The sequence below is a fragment of the Actinomadura harenae genome (genome assembly GCF_003696215.1).
In the GTDB taxonomy this organism is placed as follows: domain Bacteria; phylum Actinomycetota; class Actinomycetes; order Streptosporangiales; family Streptosporangiaceae; genus Spirillospora; species Spirillospora harenae.
Genome location: NZ_RFFG01000025.1, coordinates 79,766 through 100,695 on the forward strand (window position 1 = coordinate 79,766; position 20,930 = coordinate 100,695).

19 protein-coding genes and 1 riboswitch are annotated in these 20,930 nt (G+C 72.0%); of the genes, 14 read left to right on the forward strand and 5 right to left on the reverse strand.

Annotation, left to right across the window (positions count from 1 at the left end; translation table 11 throughout):
- Positions 1-100 precede the first annotated feature (100 nt).
- A complete protein-coding gene (locus EBO15_RS45315) occupies positions 101-406 on the forward strand; it encodes an SHOCT domain-containing protein (protein WP_199744576.1) in 306 nt (101 codons plus the stop codon).
- 46 nt (positions 407-452) lie between these two features.
- Here the strand turns inward: EBO15_RS45315 and EBO15_RS16295 are convergent, their stop codons facing one another.
- Positions 453-1,142, reverse strand: coding sequence for a MarR family winged helix-turn-helix transcriptional regulator (locus tag EBO15_RS16295; RefSeq protein WP_199744577.1), 690 nt, complete (start codon positions 1,140-1,142; stop codon positions 453-455).
- A gap of 349 nt (positions 1,143-1,491) precedes the next feature.
- Here EBO15_RS16295 and EBO15_RS16305 point away from each other — a divergent pair, with 349 nt between their 5' ends.
- The 3 genes from EBO15_RS16305 to EBO15_RS16315 all read left to right on the forward strand — a co-directional run bounded on the left by EBO15_RS16305 (position 1,492) and on the right by EBO15_RS16315 (position 3,928).
- Positions 1,492-1,785 (forward strand): DUF3263 domain-containing protein, encoded by a 294-nt coding sequence (locus EBO15_RS16305; protein ID WP_407643374.1) that lies wholly within the window; start codon positions 1,492-1,494, stop codon positions 1,783-1,785.
- 19 nt (positions 1,786-1,804) lie between these two features.
- On the forward strand, positions 1,805-2,626 hold the full coding sequence (otsB, locus tag EBO15_RS16310) for a trehalose-phosphatase (protein ID WP_199744578.1): 822 nt from the start codon (positions 1,805-1,807) through the stop codon (positions 2,624-2,626).
- 183 nt (positions 2,627-2,809) lie between these two features.
- Entirely contained in the window at positions 2,810-3,928 is a 1,119-nt protein-coding gene (locus tag EBO15_RS16315) for a hypothetical protein (RefSeq protein ID WP_147481516.1), read from the forward strand.
- A gap of 188 nt (positions 3,929-4,116) precedes the next feature.
- Here EBO15_RS16315 and EBO15_RS16320 read toward each other — a convergent pair whose 3' ends face one another.
- On the reverse strand, positions 4,117-4,749 hold the full coding sequence (locus tag EBO15_RS16320; protein ID WP_122195266.1) for a PadR family transcriptional regulator: 633 nt from the start codon (positions 4,747-4,749) through the stop codon (positions 4,117-4,119).
- A 129-nt stretch (positions 4,750-4,878) separates the two neighbouring features.
- Here EBO15_RS16320 and EBO15_RS16325 point away from each other — a divergent pair, with 129 nt between their 5' ends.
- On the forward strand, positions 4,879-6,171 hold the full coding sequence (locus tag EBO15_RS16325; RefSeq protein WP_233616234.1) for an FAD-dependent oxidoreductase: 1,293 nt from the start codon (positions 4,879-4,881) through the stop codon (positions 6,169-6,171).
- Between the two features lie 67 nt (positions 6,172-6,238).
- Here the strand turns inward: EBO15_RS16325 and EBO15_RS45320 are convergent, their stop codons facing one another.
- On the reverse strand, positions 6,239-8,503 hold the full coding sequence (locus EBO15_RS45320; protein WP_199744579.1) for a serine/threonine-protein kinase: 2,265 nt from the start codon (positions 8,501-8,503) through the stop codon (positions 6,239-6,241).
- A gap of 56 nt (positions 8,504-8,559) precedes the next feature.
- Between EBO15_RS45320 and EBO15_RS16340 the strand changes: the two genes are divergently transcribed.
- Both EBO15_RS16340 and EBO15_RS16345 read left to right on the forward strand, forming a co-directional pair.
- Positions 8,560-9,111, forward strand: a complete 552-nt coding sequence (locus tag EBO15_RS16340) for an RNA polymerase sigma factor (protein ID WP_122195268.1) — start codon at positions 8,560-8,562, stop codon at positions 9,109-9,111.
- A 167-nt stretch (positions 9,112-9,278) separates the two neighbouring features.
- Positions 9,279-10,307 (forward strand): sulfotransferase family protein, encoded by a 1,029-nt coding sequence (locus EBO15_RS16345; protein WP_122195245.1) that lies wholly within the window; start codon positions 9,279-9,281, stop codon positions 10,305-10,307.
- Positions 10,308-10,327: 20 nt separating this feature from the next.
- Here the strand turns inward: EBO15_RS16345 and EBO15_RS16350 are convergent, their stop codons facing one another.
- Positions 10,328-11,758: an alpha,alpha-trehalose-phosphate synthase (UDP-forming) gene (locus EBO15_RS16350; protein ID WP_122195246.1), complete on the reverse strand. Its 1,431-nt coding sequence runs from the start codon at positions 11,756-11,758 to the stop codon at positions 10,328-10,330.
- 313 nt (positions 11,759-12,071) lie between these two features.
- A riboswitch (SAM riboswitch) is annotated at positions 12,072-12,214 on the forward strand.
- Positions 12,215-12,229: 15 nt separating this feature from the next.
- Here EBO15_RS16350 and thrC point away from each other — a divergent pair.
- The 4 genes from thrC (at position 12,230) to EBO15_RS16370 (ending at position 14,894) form a co-directional block, all read left to right on the forward strand.
- Complete coding sequence (gene thrC, locus EBO15_RS16355) at positions 12,230-13,474, forward strand: threonine synthase (RefSeq protein WP_122195247.1); 1,245 nt, start codon at positions 12,230-12,232, stop codon at positions 13,472-13,474.
- A 12-nt stretch (positions 13,475-13,486) separates the two neighbouring features.
- Positions 13,487-13,765, forward strand: a complete 279-nt coding sequence (locus EBO15_RS16360) for a MoaD/ThiS family protein (RefSeq protein WP_122195248.1) — start codon at positions 13,487-13,489, stop codon at positions 13,763-13,765.
- 116 nt (positions 13,766-13,881) lie between these two features.
- The gene (locus tag EBO15_RS16365) at positions 13,882-14,505 is read left to right on the forward strand and encodes a nucleotidyltransferase domain-containing protein (protein ID WP_147481517.1); all 624 of its coding nucleotides are present in this window, start codon (positions 13,882-13,884) and stop codon (positions 14,503-14,505) included.
- Positions 14,506-14,693: 188 nt separating this feature from the next.
- Entirely contained in the window at positions 14,694-14,894 is a 201-nt protein-coding gene (locus EBO15_RS16370; RefSeq protein ID WP_122195250.1) for a cold-shock protein, read from the forward strand.
- A gap of 4 nt (positions 14,895-14,898) precedes the next feature.
- Here the strand turns inward: EBO15_RS16370 and glsA are convergent, their stop codons facing one another.
- Positions 14,899-16,758: a glutaminase A gene (gene glsA, locus EBO15_RS16375; RefSeq protein ID WP_199744580.1), complete on the reverse strand. Its 1,860-nt coding sequence runs from the start codon at positions 16,756-16,758 to the stop codon at positions 14,899-14,901.
- Positions 16,759-17,278: 520 nt separating this feature from the next.
- On the opposite strand from glsA, the gene groL reads away from it, so the two are divergent.
- From groL to EBO15_RS16395, 3 genes are all read left to right on the forward strand, one after another.
- Positions 17,279-18,904 carry a chaperonin GroEL gene (gene groL, locus EBO15_RS16385; RefSeq protein ID WP_122195253.1) on the forward strand — a complete coding sequence of 542 codons (1,626 nt, stop codon included), beginning with the start codon at positions 17,279-17,281 and terminating at the stop codon, positions 18,902-18,904.
- 197 nt (positions 18,905-19,101) lie between these two features.
- Positions 19,102-19,719 carry a phospholipid scramblase-related protein gene (locus EBO15_RS16390; RefSeq protein ID WP_147481518.1) on the forward strand — a complete coding sequence of 206 codons (618 nt, stop codon included), beginning with the start codon at positions 19,102-19,104 and terminating at the stop codon, positions 19,717-19,719.
- A 135-nt stretch (positions 19,720-19,854) separates the two neighbouring features.
- Entirely contained in the window at positions 19,855-20,211 is a 357-nt protein-coding gene (locus EBO15_RS16395; protein ID WP_122195255.1) for a hypothetical protein, read from the forward strand.
- Positions 20,212-20,930 lie beyond the last annotated feature (719 nt).

Consider the following 20,930-nt stretch of genomic DNA (forward strand, 5'->3'; position numbering starts at 1 on the left):
CCTACCCCGGCGGGCGTAGCCGCGAAGCCGCCGCTCGTACGACGACACGTCCCGGACCCTCCACGGACCATCGGTGCATCCGAACCGGAGGAGGATTCCGATGCACCCACTGCTGATCACCGCCGCGGACCCCGGCTGGCACGACCACGAGGGGCCCGGCTGGTGGGCGATCTTCCCGATCACCTTCGGCCTGCTGTGGCTGGCCATGCTCGGGTTCGTCGCGTTCCAGCTGATCAAGCGGCGCGGACGGGGCGTCCGGGGGTTCCCGGCGTGGGCCGGACGCGCGTCGGCGCCCGCGCCCGCCCAGGGGCCCGAGGACCTGCTCGCCGAGCGCTTCGCCCGCGGCGAGGTCGACGAGGACGAGTTCCACACCCGGATGTCCGCCCTGCGCGCCGAGCGCCACTGACACGGTGCGCCGAGCGCAGGGCGGGTGGCCGGGCGCGGCGGTCGGGTCAGTTGGCGCCGGCCTCGCGGAAGATCCGCTCGACGCCCTCGGGGTCCATCATCGCGGGGGACTGGGCGGCGGCCTCGGCGAACCGGGTGAGCAGGCGGGCGAACTCGGTCTTCTCGAGCTCGGTCCAGCCGGTCATCAGCTCGTCGAAGTAGGCGCGGCGGAACCGCTCGGCGACCTGCCGGACCCGGTGTCCGGCGTCGGTCAGCCCGAGGTTGGCGCGCCGGGCGTCCACCGGCGACGGACGGCGCGAGACGAACCCGGCGTCGATCGCGTGCCCGACCAGGCGGCTCGCGGTGGACGGGTCGATCTCGAGGCGCTCGGCGACCGCGCCGACCGTGACCTCCGTGCCGCCCTCGCACTCGGCGAGGGCGGCGACGGTGTGCACGACCATCAGGTTGGACAGCTGGAGCGGGCGTCCGCCCGGCCCGGACGAGGTCTGCGCCCTGATCTTCTTCATCAGGTCGGGGCGGGCCCAGACGCGGCGCAGGTGGAACAGCGCCAGCGTGATCTCGGAGAGCGACTCGTCGTCCGGCACGGACGAGGCGGTCGGCTCGGACGAGGCGGTCGCCTCGGAGGCAGGGGCCGAGGCAGGAGCCGAGGCGGGGGCCGGCCGCGGCCCGGCGGCGGGGGCCGGTCGCGGCTCGGGGGCCGGGGCGGGCTCGGGGATCGCGGGCCTCTCCGTCGTCATGCTCGTCCTCCCGTCACGTGGCGGCCGCGTCGTCCGTGCTCGGGGCACGCACGGATGCACGATGCACACATTACCCCGTGTGACCTGCGGGTCCCCGCCACCCCCGGCCGGGCCGCCCCGAGCGGGGAGGGGGGCCGCCGAGGGGGCGCCGGCCGTCCGGCGGGGTGGACGGCCGTTCCGCGCGAACGACCGGAGATTGTCCGCCGGGACGCGTAGAGTGGCCTCCGCCGAACCCGGACGACCCGGGATCAGTGACCACCAAAGGGGACGCCACGCCGGTGGCGGCGGAAGCTCCCGGCGACGCCCCCAACAGGACGGCAGCATGAACGATGGCTCACCTCTGCCCCCGATGAACGAGGGCCCGGAAGACGGCGACGCCGCCTTCCCGGCCGACCTCCTGTCCGAGCGCGACCGCCAGATCCTCGCCTTCGAGCGGCAGTGGTGGAAGTACGCCGGAGCCAAGGAGCAGGCCATCCGCGAGACCTTCGACATGTCGGCGACGCGGTACTACCAGCTCCTGAACATCCTCATCGACCGACCCGAGGCGCTGCGCCACGATCCGATGCTGGTCAAGCGCCTCCAGCGGATGCGCACCCAGCGTCAGCGGCAGCGTGCCGCGCGCCGCCTCGGCATCCGTCCGTAGTGTGGCCGACACTGGTCACGTGAACCCTTCCTCCTCCCCCATCGGCCCCGAGGGCGAGGACGCCCTCGCCGCCCTGCGCGCCGACCCCGGCGGGGCGGTCCTCGGATTCGACTTCGACGGCACGCTCGCGCCGATCGTGGCGGACCCGGCGGCGGCGCGGGCGCATCCCCGCGCCGCCGCGGTCCTCGCCGCGCTGGCCTCGCGGGTGCGGGCCGTGGTCGTGGTCACCGGACGCCCGGCGAAGGTCGCGGTCGAGTACGGCGGCTTCGAGGGCGTCGACGGGCTGGTCGTCCTCGGGCAGTACGGCGCGGAGCGCTGGGAGTCCGGCGCGCTGACCTCGCCCGAGCCGCCGCCCGGTGTCGCCGAGGCGCGCGCCAAGCTGCCCCGTGTCCTGGCGGCGGCGGGCGCGCCGCCCGAGACGTTCGTCGAGGACAAGGGGCGGGCCCTCGCCGTCCACACCCGGCGCTGCGCGGAACCGCAGGTCGCGCTCGATCGCCTCCGGTCCCTCATGGACGCGCTGGCCGAGCGGCACGGCCTGGTCGTCGAGCCCGGACGGTTCGTCCTGGAGCTGCGTCCGCCGGGCATGGACAAGGGGGTCGCGCTGCGCGCGTTCGTCGCCGAGACCGGACGTCCGTCGATGCTGCTGTTCGCGGGTGACGACCTGGGCGATCTCGCCGCGTTCGACGCCGTGGACGAGCTCCGCGCGGACGGCGTGCCCGGTCTCAAGCTGTGCAGTGGATCCGCCGAGGTCACCGAGCTGGCGGCCCGCGCCGACCTGGTCGTGGACGGCCCGGACGGCGTCGTCGCGTTCCTCGAGTCGCTGCTGCCCGCGTCGTCCTGACCACCCTCGGCCGACGGTGGGGACGGCCGGAGGCGCGCGCTTTCGGCGGGCCCGGACGTCCCTTACCGACGATGAGCGTGGGGCAGGTGCGATTCAGGCGAACAATTACGCAAAGATAGGGTAATTTCGCTGCGCCCTGCGGACGTGGGGCCTGGGCCGGACGAGACAGGTGGGAGCTCCGACGTGGACACTGGACCTGGAATCCCGCGACGGCCGGCAGGGCCGCGCGAGACGTCCCGTGACCCCCTGGACTCACCGACCTCCGGCATCCCCGTCCAGCCTCCGGCACCTCCGCAGGCCCGGCCCTCCGGCTATCCGGCCGAGCCGTACGGGTCGGGCGGGTACCCGACCGTCCAGTCGCCGGGTGGTTCGGGCGGGCATCCCCCCCTGCGGGACGTCCCGTTGCATCGCGGATACGAGCAGCAGCCGCCCGCCCAGCAGTTCCAGTCGCAGCCACCCCAGGCGGCCCAGCCGCCGCAGCCTCCGCAGGCGGCTCAGCCGTCCGGCGCGCCCTACACGGCTCAGGGGCCGGACGAACTGGGCGTGCGCGAGACCAGCGGCGTCGAGGTGCGGATCGGGTCGTCGCGGAGCGAGCGGAACCGGATCCGGCGCGAGCAGCGCGGACGGTCCGGACGCCGCAAGGGCCTGCTCGCGGGCGCCGTGGTGCTCGTGGTCGCCGCGGCCGCCGCGGGCGCGTTCGTCCTGATCCCCGGCTCGGACGGCGAGAACGGCGAGAACGGCGACGGCGCGACGGTGTCCGGCGGCGGGGACACGTCCGCGCCCGCGCGGTCCGGGCCGATGCCGAAGACCGGCGCCCCGGTGACCGTCGGCACGGCGGACGGCTACAAGTACCGGATCGCCGCCGTGGACGCCGGGACGGGCGACGGCGCGTCCACGCAGCAGACCACGGCGCCGTCCGGGTACGGGTTCGGGTACGTCGAGTACGTGCTGTCCAACCCGACGAACGCGAAGGTGCTGCTCGACTATCCCGGCGACGTGTTCGTGACGCGGTCCCGCGTGGAGAGCTCGGGACGCGGACGCTGCATGCCGCAGGTCGGGGCGCCCGAGGCGATGTGCACCCCGCCGACGCACAGTGACGTCGTCCGGTCGCTGCGCGGCGGCCAGCTCATCAAGGGCGACGGCGAGGACAAGTACATGCCGCCGGGCTCGGCCTACCTCGTGCGCGCGACGGTGGACGTCCCGATCGCTAAGGAACTGAAGGCGGGCGACCTGCGCCTGTTCATCTGGAAGCGGCTCTACATGGCGAACGCGAGCGCCAAGGAGGCCCCGCTCCCGCGCTGACGTCCGGCTCACCGGAACGAACGGGAGGGCCGCCGCGATCGAGATCGCGGCGGCCCTCTCGGACTCCTTCACCGGCACGGCGTGACGGGTCGGCTCGCGGCCTCCGGCACGGCGCGGCGGATCGGTCCGGCTTCCGGATCAGCCCAGGCCCTGGGTCGGCCCCGCCTCCGGATCAGCCCGCCTCCGGATCAGGCCTCGGCCTCCGGGTCATCGGCGAGGATGCCGTAGAGGCGGCGGCGGGCGTCGTTCACGACGTCCAGCGCGCGGGACTGCTGGGACGCGCTGCCCACGGCCATGACCTGGTGCAGGGCCCCCATCAGCTGCCGGACGGCCTCCCGCGAGTGCAGGACGCTCTCCCCGGCGGCCTCGGTGACCTCGTCCCAGGGGGCGGCGGTCTGTGCGGACGCCTCCGCGCGGCCCGTGTCGGTGAGGGAGAACAGCCGCTTGCCGCCCTGTTCCTGGCTGCTGACCAGGCCCTCGTCCTCGAGCATCTGGAGGGTCGGGTAGACCGAGCCGGGGCTCGGCCGCCAGACGCCGCCGGTGCGCTCGTCGAGCTGCTGGATCATCTCGTAGCCGTGCATCGGGCGCTCGGCCAGCAGGGCGATCATCGCCGCCCGGACGTTGCCGCGCCGGGTGCGGCGCCCGCCGCCCCGTCCGCGTCCGCGGTGGCCGCCCGGGCCGAAGCCCGGACCGCCGGGACCGAAGCCGGGCCCGCCCCATCCGAACGGGTCGTCGCGGCGCATCCGCGCCTCGGGACCGCCGTGGACGTGCGGCCCGTGTCCGTGCCGGCCGTGCTCGTGGTTCCTGATGTGCTCGCGCATCGTCATCATCTCCTGTCGTCGTTCGATCGCGATGCATTAACGATATATCGGAAACTGCTCGACGACAACCCCGCCTCCCTTGACAGAAACTCATCAGGCGTTGAATATCGAAGGAGGGGGTGGTGTCCAATGGGACGCACCAGGCAAGACGCCGACAGGCCCGCCGGGGCCGGCGCCACGGCACTCACCACGGCACTCACCATGGACCGCACCCGGGAGGGGACCACGGTCTGCGTGGCGGGCGGAGGGCCCGCCGGAGCCGTCCTCGGCCTCCTGCTCGCCCGCTCCGGGGTCGACGTCACCGTCCTGGAGAAGCACGGGGACTTCCTGCGCGACTTCCGGGGCGACACGATCCACCCGTCCACGCTCGACGTGCTGGACGAGATCGGCCTCGGCGAACGCTTCGAGAAGCTCGAGCACCGCAAGGTCACCGGGATGGACGTGGTCACCGACGACGGCGAGTTCACCGTCGCCGACCTGCGCATGCTGCACGAGCGGCACCCGTACATCGCGATGGTCCCGCAGTGGGACTTCCTCACGATGATCACCGAGGCGGCGGCGGAGCTGCCCGGCTTCCGGCTGCTGATGAACGCCGAGGTCACCGGCCTGCTCACCGAGGACGGCCGGGTCACCGGCATCCGCTACCGGGACGCCGCCGGAGCCGAGCGCGAGCTCGGCGCCGAGCTCACCGTCGCGGCCGACGGACGGCACTCCACGCTGCGCCGCGCCGCCGGCCTCCCCGTCCGGAACCTGGGCGCGCCGATGGACGTGGCGTGGTTCCGGCTGCCGCGCGATCCGGAGGACCACGAGAACGCGTTCCTGCGTCCGGGCGCGGGACGCCTGATGGCCGTGATCAACCGCGAGGAGTACTGGCAGATCGCCTACCTCGTCCCGAAGGGCGGCTGGTCGCGGGTCCGCGACCGGGGCGTCGACGCGCTGCGCGCCGACGTCGCCGAGCTGCTGCCGTTCACGGCCGACCGGGTCGGGAGGCTCGAACTGGACGAGATCAGCGTCCTGGACGTCCGGGTGGACCGGCTGCGCCGCTGGTATCGGCCCGGTCTGCTCTGCATCGGGGACGCCGCGCACGCGATGTCGCCGATCGGCGGCGTCGGCATCAACCTGGCCGTCCAGGACGCCGTCGCGACCGCGAACCGGATCGTCCCGGCGCTGCGCGGGTCCGGCACGGTCGGCGTCGCCGACCTCGCCGCGGTGCAGCGCCGCCGGGTGCCGCCGACACTGGCCGTCCAGGCGTTCCAGCTGGCGGTTCAGCGGCTCGTCGTGGAGCGCGTGCTCAGCGGCCGGCAGCCCGCGCTGGGCGCCGTGAAGCACGTGAGGAAGCTCCCGGCCGTCAAACGGCTCCTCGCGCGCGGCATCGGATTCGGGCCGCTTCCGGAGCACGTCCACACGCCCGCCGTGTTCTGAGTTCGCCAGGCGGACGACGCAGGGCCCCGCGAAATACTTCGCGGGGCCCTGTGCGGTCGTCGGCCGGTCAGGGAGCCTGGAGCTTCAGGTTGTCCAGGATCGCCTTCACGATGTCGGCGTTGTCGGTCTGCCGGATCCGCACCCAGGCACCGAACTTCTGGTCGGCCGAGTGCAGCGCGACCTCGGTGACCTGCGGCGTGCCGGTCTTGCACCCGGTGAACCGCAGGATCGTCCCGGAGAGCCTCTTGTCCGGCGAGGTGTACTCCTCCGGCGCGCCCTTCGTGCAGGACGCGTGCGTCGAGACGCCGAGCGGCAGCGGCTGCGTCTTCGGCATGGCGGTCGTCAGCCCGACGAACACGCCCGGCGCCGTCCCCACGCCGCGGAACTTCGCGACGTCCGGGGTCGCGCGCAGGACGGGCCGGGGGGTCGCGTCGCCCGCGAAACCGAGGGCGCTCGGCAGCCAGGTCCGGTCCGGGCCGGCCTTCGGCCACGCCTTGGGCACGGACGCGCCGATCTTGCCCGAGTCGTCCGCGACCTGGGTGAAGTCGGCCGGGACGGACGCCTTCCCGCCGCCGCCCCCGCCGCCGCCCTTCTTGTCGTCCTTGGAGAAGATCGAGCCGAGCGCGAGCCCGGCGACCAGCGCGACGGCCAGCACGGCGGCCGTGATCAGCAGCGGGGTCAGGTAGCCGCGCCGGCCCCCGCCGCCCCCGCCGCCGTTGCCGCCGCCTCCGCCGCCACCGGGCCCGGACGGTCCGCCGGGACCGCCGCCCGATCCGCCCGCGTCCTTCTTCCGGCGCCCGAACCCCGAACCCTTACCGGACGCGGGAGGCGGCCCGGGAGGACCGGGGACACCGGGAGGCGGTTGCTGCTGAGGCTGATAGGACGGCGGCGGATACCCGTGCGGAGGCGGACTCTGCGCAGGCCCAGGCCCGGGTCCCGGCCCGTAGGGATGTCCGCCGGGCCCGGGACTCTGCCCAGGATCGGGCGCGTACGGCTGCCCGCCCGCCTGGAACACCGCAGTCTTGCCGTCGTTGCCCACGGCCGGAGGCGCCTGGTCGGCGAACCGCCCGCCCGGCTGGTCGAGGATGGTCGCCTCGCCGCTGTCGCGCGGCATCACCGGGTAGCCCGGCCCGGCGGCCGACCCCCGAGATCCCGCGTGCGGACCCGGCTGCCCCGCGTGCGGACCCGGCTGCCCCGCGGGCGGGCCGGGCCGTCCTGGGGGCGGGCCGGGCGGCAACTGCATCTCGGTCGTGCGGGCGTCGTCGGGCCCGCCGTCCGGCGGAAGGGTCTCCGAACCGGGCGGACGGTCCCCGTAGGGATGCCGAGGGGAATGGTCACGCACGATCGCCTCCGGTGCCTCGTCCTGGACACCGGGGTATGACGCGGCCTGCGGGGTGTCGGGTTCGCCCGAATTGACCGGCGGCTGCGGGGTCGGCACGTCCATGATCGTGTCCGGCGCCCCCGGGGGAGCCGCGGCGGCCGCCTCGACGATCGTGCTGGGAGGCTCCGCACCGGCGGCCGCGGACGTCCCGGCGGGGATGCCCGCGCGCAGCTCGGCCAGCGCCTCGGCGAACGCCTCGGCCGTCGGCCAGCGCTTCTCCCGCTCGACCTCCAGGGCCCGCAGGATCACCTCGTCCGTCCCGGCCGGCAGGTCGTCGCGCAGCTCGCTCGGCGGGATCCGGATCGGCGGCTGGCCGGGCGCCCGCCCCGTCAGCATGTGGAAGGTCAGCGCGCCGAGCCCGTACACGTCCGCCCGCACGTCCAGGCCGCCGCCGAAGCGGGCCTGCTCGGGCGACATGTAGCCGGGCGTCCCGACCGGGAGGGTGAACGCGCCGGACGCGTGCGCCAGCGCCTTCGCCAGCCCGAGGTCGGCGATGAGGACCTTCTCGCCGCCGTCCGGCGTGGACTGGAACAGCACGTTCGACGGCTTGAGGTCGCGGTGGATCACCCCGAGCGTGTTGATGACCTCCACGCCGTAGGCGGTGTCCTCGGCGAGCGCGAGCGCCTCGCCGACCGGGAGCGGACGCCGCTTCATGCGGTCCGCGAGCGTCCCCCGGTCGGCGTAGGACATGACGAAGTAGGGACGGCCGTCCGGGAGCTCCCCGATGTCGTGCACGCGCACCAGCCGCTCGGAGTCGGCGCGGCGGAGGATCCGCGCTTCCTCCAGGAACCGGTTGCGCACATCGAGGTCGTCCAGCAGGCTGCCGTTGAGGACTTTGATCGCGACCATCGAGTCGAGCGCTTCGTCGTGCCCGAGCCACACCGAGGCGAACGCCCCGGACCCGAGAGCGCGATCGATTCGGTAACGGCCGACAGTAGAGGGGAAGGACACTCCCGTATCATGCCCAACAAACGGGGTGTGTGTGCGAGCGAGGTCGAGGCACGGCGATGGCATTCGATGAGAGAACAGAGGAGCTGGCGCTGAAGGCCGCCCGCGGAGACGCGGGCGCGCTGGACGAGCTGCTTCGGAAGATCGAGCCGGACGTGCTCCGTCACGCGTCCCGCTTCCTGCCCAACCGACAGGACGCCGAGGAGGCGTGTCAGGACGCGTTGCTGCAGGTCGCACGCAACATCCACCGATTCGAGGGACGGTCCCGCTTCTCCACGTGGCTGCACGTGGTGGTGGCGAACTCGTCCCGGTCCACCTACCGCTCGCTGAAGCGCCGCTCCGTGGAGCAGGCGGGCGAACTGCCCCAGCAGCGCCCTGATCCGCGCCGGACGAGCGTGATCGCCGGATCCCGCGTCGACATCCTCGACGCGATGGAGGATCTGGAGTCCCGCAAGCCCGACCTGGTGCAGGCGCTGGTGCTGCGCGACGTGTCCCAGCTGGAGTACGCGGAGATCGCCGAGCAGCTGAAGCTGCCGCTCGGCACGGTCAAGTCGCGTATCCACGAGGCCCGCAAGCAGGTCCGGCAGACGCTCGGCGAGTCCTACACCTGACCGTGGCGTCCGCCGGCCGGCGCGTCCGGCCGGCGGACGGCCCCGGCCTCGGCGCCCGCCCGCCCGGCACGGCTTCCCGCCTTCCGGATCCAAGGGTCGGCAATGGGTGGGCCAAGCGGGCGCGAATCAGCCCTGGTCAGGGGCGTTGCTGGGTCACCATGCCCTGCATGGCCACTGGTACCGCCCCGCTCGCCCGGCCGGTCTTCGTGTTCGGCTGCCCGCGTTCGGGGACGACGCTGCTCCAGCTGATGCTGCACTCGCATCCGCGCATCGCGATCCCCGCCGAGACCCGGTTCGTCCTCCCGGCCTACACCGGAAGGTGCGACTTCGGTGACCTGACGGACAGGGAACGCAGACGCCGCCTCGCGGAGTGGATCACCGGGCGGCGCGCCTCCAAGTTCGCCGACCTCGGCCTGGACGCGCCCGCGGTGGCCGAGGAGATCACCGACGGCCCGCCCACGCTCGGCTCGGCGCTCGGCATCGTGTTCCGCGCGTACGCGCGGCGCTTCGACAGCGCCCGCTGGGGAGACAAGCGGCCCAGCTACTCCAAGCACGTCCCGGCGCTGCTGCGAATGTTCCCGGACGCGCAGTTCGTCCACCTCGTCCGGGACGGCCGCGACTGCGTGGCGTCGCTACGCGAGATGCCCTGGTACAAACTCGACGTGCACCACGCGATCGCGGCGTGGCGCGAGGCCGTCGACATCGGCCGCCGCACCGCCGACCGCCTCGGGCCCGACGGCTACCACGAGCTCCGCTACGAGGACCTCGTCGCGGATCCGGCCGGGAAACTCGCCGGACTGTGCCGGTTCCTCGGGGAGGAGTTCGACCCGGCGATGACGGAGCCGCGGCACATCGCGGAGCTGACCGTCCCGCCGCAGAAGAAGTGGCACAGCCGCACCCGGACCGCCGTGTCGTCCGGGCGCGTCGGCTCGTGGCGGACCCGGCTCGAGCCCTGGGAGATCGGGCTCGCGGAGGCCGCTTTCGGCGACCGCCTCACGGCCCACGGCTACGAGCCGAGCGGCCTGTCCCGGCCGAGCCCCGCGCTGCTCGCCAGGTTCGCCGCGACCGCCGCGCACCGCCGCATGGCGTACCGCAAGGCCGACGTGCGCGAACGCTGGCGGCGGCTGCACGAGCCCAACCCGGTCGCCTGCCTCCTCGAACCCGCCGCCACGACCGCCCCGTCGACCCCGGTCTGACCCGACGCCGGTCCGTCCGTCTAGTCGAGGGCGTCGAGCTGCTCGGCGAACCAGCGTGCGGGCGGCAGCGCGGTCGCGGCGGCGGCGAGGCGGCTACAGCGTTCGGCGCGCTCGCCGGACGGCATGAGCAGCGCGTGGTGCAGCGCGGCGGCCGTCTGCGACACGTCGAACGGGTTGACCATGAGCGCGTCGTCCGCGAGTTCGGCGGCGGCCCCGGCCTCCCGGGACAGCACCAGCGCGCAGCCGTCCGCCGACAGCACCGGGCCCTCCTTCGCGACGAGGTTCATGCCGTCCCGGATCGGGTTCACCAGCAGGACGTCCGCCAGCGAGTACGCCGCGAGCGAGCGCGGATAGTCGTCGTCGACCCGCACGATCAGCGGATCCCAGGCGGGCGTTGCGAACTCCTCGGAGATCGCCCGCGCCGTCTCGTGGACGGCCTCGGTGTACGCGCGGTACTCGGCGAGGTCGGTCCGCGACGGGTACGCGAACGCCAGGTGGACGACCCGTCCGTGCCATTCGGGATGCGTCGTGAGCAGCTCGCGGTAGGCGGCCAGGCCACGCACGATGTTCTTCGACAACTCCGTCCGGTCGACGCGGACGATCAGTTTGCGGTCGCCCACCTCCGCGCGCAGCGATTCCCGGCGTTCGGCGACGTCCTGCTGTGCGGCTCGTGCGCGCAGGGACTCACCGTCCACGCCGAGGCCGTGCACGCCGATCCGGGTCGTCCGGCCCGCGTAGGTGACGGTGCCGCCGTCCACGCGGGCGCCCGGGAGGAGTTCGGCGCAGCAGGCGAGGAAGGCGTCCGCCCAGCGCCGGGTGAGGAATCCGGCGTGGTCCGCGCCGAGGATGCCGCCGAGGACGGCGGCGGCGATGTCGTCCGGCAGCATCCGGAAGTACTCCGGCGGCGCCCACGGCGTGTGCGAGAAGTGCGCGATGCGCAGGTCGGGACGCCGTTCGCGGAGCATGCGCGGCGCGAGCGACAGGTGGTAGTCCTGCACGACGGCCTTCGCACCCTCGCCGGACGACTGGGCGACCGCGTCCGCGAAGGCCGCGTTGTACGCCTCGTAGGACTGCCAGTCGCGCCGGAACCGGGCGTCGAAGTGCGGCGCGACCGGCGTCTCGTACAGCAGGTGGTGGACGAACCAGAGCGTCGAGTTGGCCACCGAGTTGTAGGCGCGCTGGAAGGTCGCGGCGGGGATGTCGAGCATCCGCACCGCCGCGTCGCCCGTGTCGTGGCCCGCCCGGTCGAGCCGTCCGTCCGGGGCGGCGCGGGCGGCCTCCCGGTCGGTGTCGCCGAGCGCCGCGCACACCCACAGGACGTCCGTTCCGGCCGCGACCCCGGCCAGCCCCGACACCAGGCCGCCGCCGCCGCGCCGCGCGGTCGGCCCGCCGTCCTCGCCCCGGGTGAACGACACCGGACCACGGTTGGACGCCACCACGATCTGACTCATGGAGGCAGCGTCTCAGCCGGGACGCCCGCCCATCAAAGGGACCCGCGTGATGCCCCGCCACAGACCTGTCCCCACCTCCACGGACGGCTCTCCGGGGCGTGACAGAAGTCTGTCGGCGTGACCAAGGACACCGTCTGAACGCGTCTCACCCGCCGAGACGCCGGTGTCCACGAACCAGTCAAGTCATGTAATCTCGGGCCACGGAGTTCGAAAGAACCCGTACTAAAACTTCATAACGCTCATCCAGAGGGGTGCAGGGAGCACAGTGGCCGAAGGGCCGGTCTTCCAGCTCAGCCCTCACACAACTTCATATCGCTCATCCAGAGGGGTGGAGGGACCGGCCCTACGAAGCCCCGGCAACCACCCGGTTAGAACGCGCTCGCGAATCCCGCGAGGCCGACCGGGAAGTGGTGCCAACTCCGGCCTGCGACCAAAGTGGCGCAGGGAAGATGGGGAGAAGGGCCTCGCTTCATGGCGCTCACGTCTGCGACGAATCTCGGACCCGCCACCGCGCTGACCTGCCGCGAATGCGGCCACAGCCGCGACCTCGGACCGCACTACGCGTGCGAGGAGTGTTTCGGTCCGCTGGAGATCTCCTACGACTTCGGCGACGTCACCCGCGCGTCGATCGAGGCGGGACCGCGCAACATCTGGCGGTACAAGGGGCTGCTGCCCGTCCCGTCCGACATCGAGGAGACCCCGAACACCGAGCCCGGCCTGACCCGGCTCGTCCGCGCCGACCGTCTCGCCGGGAACCTCGGGCTCGCGAAGCTCTGGGTGAAGGACGACAGCGGCAACCCGACCCACTCGTTCAAGGACCGCGTCGTCGCGGTCGCCCTCGCCGCCGCCCGTGAGCTGGGCTTCCAGGTGCTGGCCTGCCCGTCCACGGGGAACCTGGCGAACGCGGTCGCCGCGGCCGCCGCCCGCGCGGGGATCCGCAGCGCGGTGTTCGTGCCGTCCGACCTGGAGGCGCAGAAGATCATCACGACGGCCGTGTACGGCGGCACGTTCGTGACCGTGGACGGCAACTACGACGACGTCAACCGGCTCGCCTCGGAGATCGCGGGCGAGCAGGAGGACTGGGCGTTCGTGAACGTCAACGTCCGGCCGTACTACGCCGAGGGGTCCAAGACGCTCGGCTACGAGATCGCCGAGCAGCTCGGGTGGCGGCTGCCGGACCAGATCGTGGTCCCGGTCGCGTCCGGCTCCCAGCTCACCAAGATCGACAAGGCGTTCCAGGAGCTGATCAAGCTCGGGCTCGTGGAGGACAAGCCGTACCGCGTGTTCGGCGCGCAGGCCGCGGGCTGCGACCCGGTCGCGCACGCCTTCAAGCAGGGCTGGGACGTGTTCCGCCCGGTCAAGCCCGCCACGATCGCCAAGTCCCTGGCGATCGGCAACCCGGCGGACGGCACCTACGTGCTCGACGTCGCGCGCCGCACGGGCGGCACGGTCGAGGACGTCACCGACGAGCAGGTGGTCGAGGGCATCCGGCTGCTCGCCGCCACCGAGGGGATCTTCGGCGAGACCGCGGGCGGCGTCACCGTCGGCGTCCTGAAGAAGCTCACCGAGTCCGGCGTGCTCGACCCGTCCGCCGAGACCGTGATCATCAACTCGGGGGACGGCCTGAAGACCCTGGACGCCGTCGCCCCGGTCGTCGCGCCCACCGCCACCATCGCCCCCACCCTGGCCGCGTTCCGCGCGGCCGGGATCGCCTGAGAGGAGCCTCCCATGAGCACCGTGTCCGTCCGAATCCCGACCATCCTGCGGACCTACACCGGCGGCGAGTCCGAGGTGAGCGCCGAGGGCGGCACCCTGCGCGCCGTGGTCGCCGACCTGGAGGCGTCCTACAGCGGCATCTCCGCCCGGATCCTGGACGACGGCGGCAAGATCCGCCGGTTCGTCAACGTCTACGTCGGCGACGAGGACGTCCGTTTCGCCGAGGGTCTCGACACTCCGACGCCGTCCGGCACGCAGATCTCCATCATTCCGGCGGTCGCCGGCGGCTGATCCGGTCACGGCCCTGGTGGCCCGCAAGGAAGCATGACGTCCCGGCAAGACCACAAAAGCCCTCTTTCTCTCTGAGAGAGGGCTTTTGTGTTGATTGTCGGGGTAAAGGCAGAGTCATGGGGATAGTGGAGGATGTCGCCGGAGTGCTGCGCGCCCATCCGGCCGTGCGGGGGGTGGAACTGGTCGGATCGCGGGCGCGGGGGACGGCCGTGCGGAGTTCGGACTGGGACTTCGCGGTGGCCGTGGACGATTTCGGGGAGGTGTCCGCCGACCTGCCGGGACTCGTCGCCCCGTTCGACCCGGTGGCGGCGCAGTGGGACCCGCTCGGCTCGTGCGCCAGCTACCTGCTGGTGTTCGCCGGACCCGTGAAGGTGGACCTGCTGTTCCGGGACGTCCCGCGCCGTCCGGCCGGGCCGTGGCGGATCGGGCCGGACACGCTGTCCGCGGTCGACGCCCACTTCTGGGACTGGATCCTGTGGCTGGTCAGCAAGCGCCAGCGCGGCATGGACGACCGGCTGCGCGGCGAACTGCTGACCATGAGCGGACAGCTCCTGGGCCCGCTCGGCGTCCAGGTCGTCCCGAGGTCGCTGGAGGAGGCCGTGACCGGCTACGTCCGGGCGCGGGGACGGCTGGAGACCCGGTACGGGCAGCGCGTGCCGCGCCGTCTCGAAACGGAGGTGCTTCCCCTCGTGCGCGCACGAGACGGTGACCATTACCGGCCGTCCGGTCTTCGCTTCTAGGGTCTGTCGCCTTGATCGGGCCGCTTATAAGGTCGGTGCCGATCACGCCGGGTCGACCCCGCCGCGGCCCCTGTCCAAGCCAGGGACGCGAGACACGGGTGGTGGTCGACGGTTCCCGCGTTTTGGCAGGGGCGGGATCCGGAACGGACCGCGGCTCCCCGGGCCGTTGACGATTCGGCGGGATTGGTATGGCGCAGGGCACAGTCAAGTGGTTCAACGCGGACAAGGGCTACGGCTTCATCGCGGTGGACGGCGGCGCGGACGTCTTCGTCCACTACTCGGTCATCCAGATGGACGGCTACCGCAGCCTGGAGCAGGGCCAGCGGGTCGAGTTCGAGATCACCCAGAGCGACCGCGGCCCCCAGGCCGAGTCCGTCCGCCTCCTCTGAAACCTCACCCGCGGGGTGGTGTCCCTGAGCGAGGTCCCGACGCCACGTGCGCGGCGAGCTGCTGGTCGGCGCGGCGCAGGCGGGCCGCGAGGCTGCGCGTCATCGCCCAGTGCAGCGCCTCCACGACCTGCGGACGGTCGTGCTCCAGCCGCTTCAGCGCGCCCCCGGTGAGGACCTGGCAGACCGTGGGCTCCGCCGCGACGATGCGGTAGGTCCGCGGGTCGTCGCGGCGCAGCGTGAGCTTGGTGACGGCCGTCCCCGGCCCCATGGACGCCACCTGCACCGGCACGGCCGGTTCGCCCTGCATGACCTGCGCGACCAGGCCGCCGGAGATGACGAAGTAGAGCGACTCGTCCGGCTCGTCCCGGACGTCGAACAGGACCTCGCCGGGCGCGAGGCGGCGCTCGGCGAACAGCGGGGTCAGGACGTCCAGCATGTCGGCGGGCAGGTCGCGCAGGACGTCCTGCTCGGGCAGCGGGACGACCTCTTCCCGGTCGGCCTCCGCCGCCGGGCCGGCCTCGGCGACCAGCGCGTCCTCGCACCACTCGAGCGCCTCGTCCAGGGACGCGAACGCGGTCTCGGCGGACGCCAGCGGCGACCGGCCCTCCCCGACGGCGACGACCGTCGTCACGCCGTGTTCCCGCAGTTCACGGACCAGCGCGTCCAGCAGGTTCACCGCGACGGGCTCGGCGCGCACGACGCGGTGCAGGTCCAGGATCAGCCAGCGGACGCCGTCGTGGTCGCCGGTGACCGCGCGCACCGCGACGTCCGTCGAAGCGAACCCGAGGTCGCCCTGCAGCTCGCACAGGGCGATGGCCCGCCCGCGCGTGCGCAGGATCTCCCGCTCCGCGAACCGGCGGCTGCGCCGGGACGACACCGCGTCCCCACGGAGGTACCGGTGGATCGCGGACATCGTCCCGGTGACCGGACGCATCAGGTGAAGTCCGAATCGCGATGAAAGCTCCTGGCAGGCCGCGATCGCCCGGACGCTCGTCCCGCGCCGGTCCAGCGGCGGGCTGTACACGCCGATCCCGAGCTGGGACGGCAGCACCGCCACCAGCCCGCCCGCCACGCCGCTCTTGGCGGGCAGCCCGGACCGCAGCAGCCACTCGCCCGCGAAGTCGTAGGTCCCGGACGTCGCCATCACCGCCATGACGTGCTCGGTCGTGTCCGTCCCGACGACCCGGCGGCCGGTCAGCGGGTTCACCCCGCCGGACGACAGCGTCATCGCCATGACGGCCAGGTCCCGCGCGGTGACCAGCGTCGAGCAGGCCATGAAGTACACCTTCACGGCCTCGTCCACGTTGCCGTCGAGCGTCCCCGCGTTGCGCAGCAGGTAGCCGATCGCGCGGTTGTGGTCGCCGGTCCGCTCCTCGGACGCGAGCACCTCGTGGTCGACGCTGAGCTCCCGTCCGGCGAACGCGGACAGGCCGTCCAGGATGCGCTGGAACCGGCGTCCCCAGTCGTCCCCGTCCACCAGCGACGCGACGACGATCGCGCCCGCGTTCACCATCGGGTTCAGCGCCCGGCCCGTTCCGGCCTCCAGCCGGATCGCGTCGAACCCCTCGCCGGTCGGCTCGACCCCCACCTTCCGCAGGACGGCGTTCAGCCCCCGGTCGTGCAGCGCGAGCGCGTAGACGAACGGCTTGGAGACCGACTGGATCGTGAACGGGACGCCGGTGTCGCCCGCCTCGTAAACGTGCCCGTCCCGCGTCGCCAGCGCCAGCCCGAACAACGACGGATCGGCCTTCCCGAGCGGCGGGATGTACGTCGCGACGTTCCCGTCGTCGATGCCCCCGATACGCGCGTGGACCTCGTCGAGCAACTGCTGGACAGGGCTCGTGACATCCCCGCCGCCGGCCACCGCACACCACCCCCGAAAAACGCCTCCAAGCCCCTCCTACCCCCCGAACCCACACCCCACCGACCCCACCCGAAGAAGAATCCGCCACCCAAAACGCCGACCACCACGAACGGGAACCCCTCGCCGAGCCCGTCCTCTGGCCGTCCACCCGCGACCGCCCCGGCACCCCCTCGGCCGTCCACCCGGACCTTCCGCGAACGTGCCGAACCCGCCACCCTCCGGCCGCCGCCCTGGCCCCGCGATCCCGCCCGGACGCCCCGTCCGATCCCCTGGTGAGAGCCCGGCCACGAAGGAAGTCCGGAGCGATGCGCCGGACTGGTTCGGAGGCTTGCACTCGGCAGGGTAGAGTGCTAAACAAACGTTGGCACTCTGCTGTGGAGAGTGACAGCTCCACAGTCTGGATCGGGGCGATGAGGCCTCTTGACCGGTGACGGAATGGCAGTCGCCGGCGGGGGCCGTCCGTCGCGGGCATCGGCTCGATCCGTCTATGGCCACCCTGTTCCGGGAGGACTTGGAGCCTATGGCTGCAAAGATGATCGCGTTCGACGAGGAGGCCCGGCGCGGCCTCGAGCGCGGCATGAACCAGCTCGCTGATGCCGTGAAGGTGACCCTTGGTCCCAAGGGCCGCAACGTCGTGCTGGAGAAGAAGTGGGGCGCCCCCACGATCACCAACGACGGTGTGTCCATCGCCAAGGAGATCGAGCTCGAGGACGCCTGGGAGAAGATCGGCGCCGAGCTCGTCAAGGAAGTAGCCAAGAAGACCGACGACGTCGCGGGTGACGGCACCACCACCGCGACCGTCCTCGCTCAGGCGCTCGTTCGCGAGGGCCTGCGCAACGTCGCCGCCGGCGCCAACCCGATGTCCCTCAAGCGGGGCATCGAGGCGGCCGTCGAGCGGGTCAGCGAGGAGCTCTCCAAGCTGGCCAAGGACGTCGAGACCAAGGAGCAGATCGCCTCCACGGCCTCCATCTCCGCGGGTGACACCCAGATCGGCGAGATGATCGCCGAGGCGATGGACAAGGTCGGCAAGGAAGGTGTCATCACCGTCGAGGAGAGCAACACCTTCGGGCTCGAGCTCGAGCTCACCGAGGGCATGCGCTTCGACAAGGGCTACATCTCGCCGTACTTCGTCACCGACCCCGAGCGGATGGAGGCGGTTCTCGACGACCCGTACATCCTGATCGTTCAGGGCAAGGCGTCGGCCAACAAGGACCTGCTGCCCGTCCTCGAGGGCGTCATGCAGTCCGGCAAGCCGCTGCTGATCATCGCCGAGGACGTCGAGGGCGAGGCCCTGGCGACCCTGGTCGTCAACAAGATCCGCGGGATCTTCAAGTCCGTCGCCGTCAAGGCCCCGGGCTTCGGCGACCGCCGCAAGGCGATGCTCGGCGACATCGCCATCCTGACGGGTGGCCAGGTGATCTCCGAGGACGTCGGCCTCAAGCTGGAGAACACCAGCCTCGACATGCTGGGCCGCGCCCGCAAGATCGTGGTGGCCAAGGACGAGACCACGATCGTGGACGGCGCCGGTGACGCCAACGAGATCGCGGGCCGGGTCAACGAGATCCGTACCGAGATCGAGCGCACCGACTCCGACTACGACCGCGAGAAGCTCCAGGAGCGCCTCGCCAAGCTGGCCGGCGGCGTCGCCGTCATCAAGGCCGGCGCGGCGACCGAGGTCGAGCTGAAGGAGCGCAAGCACCGCATCGAGGACGCCGTTCGCAACGCGAAGGCGGCCGTCGAGGAGGGCATCGTCCCCGGTGGTGGCGTGGCGCTGCTCCAGGCCGGCACCAAGGCGTTCGACAAGCTCGAGCTGCCCGGCGACGAGGCCACCGGCGCCAACATCGTCCGGCGTGCGCTGGAGGAGCCGCTCAAGCAGATCGCGGTCAACGCCGGTCTCGAGGGCGGCGTCGTGGTGGAGAAGGTCCGCAACCTGACCCCGGGTGAGGGCCTCAACGCCGCGACCGGCGAGTACGTCAACATGTTCGACGCCGGCATTCTCGACCCGGCCAAGGTGACGCGTTCCGCTCTGCAGAACGCGGCGTCCATCGCGGCGCTGTTCCTCACCACCGAGGCCGTCATCGCCGAGAAGCCGGAGAAGAACCCGGCCCCGGCCATGCCGGGCGGCGACGGCGGCATGGACTTCTGATCCGACCTCGGAAGTCCGGGCGACAGCACCGCTGACGCCTGAGCCAGGGGGCGGTCCCGTTTCGACGGGGCCGCCCCTTCGCGCGTTTTCGGCCCCTCCCACCCGGGGTTCCGGCTCCGGCCCGATGACCTGGCCGGAAGGCTGGATCCCGGTTCACCGGGGTTCCTTGTCAGCGTCCGCCTTGACAGGATCGCGACGTGACCGATCTCTTCAATCTCCCCAGCATGCGGGTCGAACAGCCGCGCAAGGTCGTGCAGACACAGACGCGGTACGACGTGGTGGACGACCAGGGCACCCGGCTCGCCTACGTCACCGACCAGCAGGTCCGAAGCCGCCGTGAGGCGGTCCGCGCGGCCCTCCCGCAGACCGTCCGGAGCGCGCACGCCACCCTCGTCCTGAAGGACGCCGAGGACGCCCCCCGCTTCGTCATCGACAAGGTGGACGCCTGGAACACCCACGTCCACCTGGCCGTCCCGGGTGAGGAGGGCGAGGCCGTGATGCGGGGCGACCGCATCGGGACCGTCCGCGCCAACTCCACCCGCCGCCAGTACTTCCTGCTCGACGCCGACGAGACCGAGATGGCCCAGGCCATCGGTGACCTGCGGCTGCGCACCTTCCCCGTCACCGACAACGACCGCCGCAAGTTCGCCAGCATCAACAAGAAGTGGGCCGGGCTGCGCGCCGAGCTGTTCACCACGGCCGACCGCTACGCCGTCGAGTTCAGCGAGGAGGTGGACGAGACGCTCCGCGTCCTGGTCGTCATCACGGCGATCGTGCTCGACATGATGGCCTACGAGTCCAAGGAACTCGTCTGATCACGGACTGACGTCCGTCCGTCCGGACGCCGACGCCGGCTCTGGGCAACCGCCGGGGGAGCAGTCCCCGATGGTCCGGCCCGGAACGGCGCACGCGGGGTTCCCTCCGGACGCGGCAGCGGATACGTTCCGCTTGTGCGGGTCGTGCCAGAACGGTCGAACGGCCGGTGGCTGTCACCGGTCATACCGACGATCGCCAACGGCGTCCTGGCCGCGCTCTGGGGGTTCTCCGCGTTCGGCGGCTGGAGCGACGACGCGTTCTGCGGCTCAGGCGCCGCCCATAACGCCGACTGCGGTGACACGGTCGGCCGCTACGTCTGGCTCTCCGCCCCACCCGCCTTCGTCGGGGCAGGGATCAGCCTCATGTCCTGGCTCGTCCCAAGCGTTCGGCACCGTTCCGCCGTCCTGGACCGGAACCTGACCATCGCAGTCGGCTTCTGGGTCTTCGCCGAGGCCGTCATGTTCGTCGGTGGCTACCTCACCAAGCACTGACCGCCCCGTGGCCCGGTCACCTAAGCACCGAACGGCCACCTTCCCGGCGAAAACCGCATCCCGGAATACCGCGGGTCCTCACCGCCGTTGGACCTTCCGGCGGGCCGAGACGCTCGCTTCTCAGCACAAAAGCCCAGCTAGAGGACGTCGACACCGCCGACGGGCGAGCTCCCCGGCGATGCGCCGGACGGGTTCCGCCAGTCGGTTTGACGCGGACGCCCCCTGGGCATACTGTTCTCTTCGCCCCAAGGAGTTGCGGGACGCCGAACGGCGGCCGACCTGAGGGGAAACCATCCAAGACCAAGCGGTAGCGGCTTCGCCGTGCCCGCCGTCGGATGGTGGACCGGAAATGCTCGATTTTGCGAATCGGCGCGGATCTGGTGAAATAGACGGGCCGCAGGGAACGGCCGCGAAAGCGGACGGGAAGTGCGGAAATCAGAATCAGCCGGAAATTGACAAGCCGGCCGGAACTGATAAAGTAAGGGAGTCGCCACGGAGCGAAGGCCGCGGAAACGCGGACGGAGCGCGTGAGTGTCCGTTTCTTGAGAACTCAACAGCGTGACAAAAGCCAGTGCCTTTATAGATCAGGCAATGCCTGATCACCCCGTGCACGTGGATCTTCGGATTCGGGTGCAGGGATTTCTTTGAGGCAAATGCAATCCCTTTCGGGGGGTTGTTTTGCTGGGATCTTCGGATTCCTCTTTCGGGTTTGGCGGGTT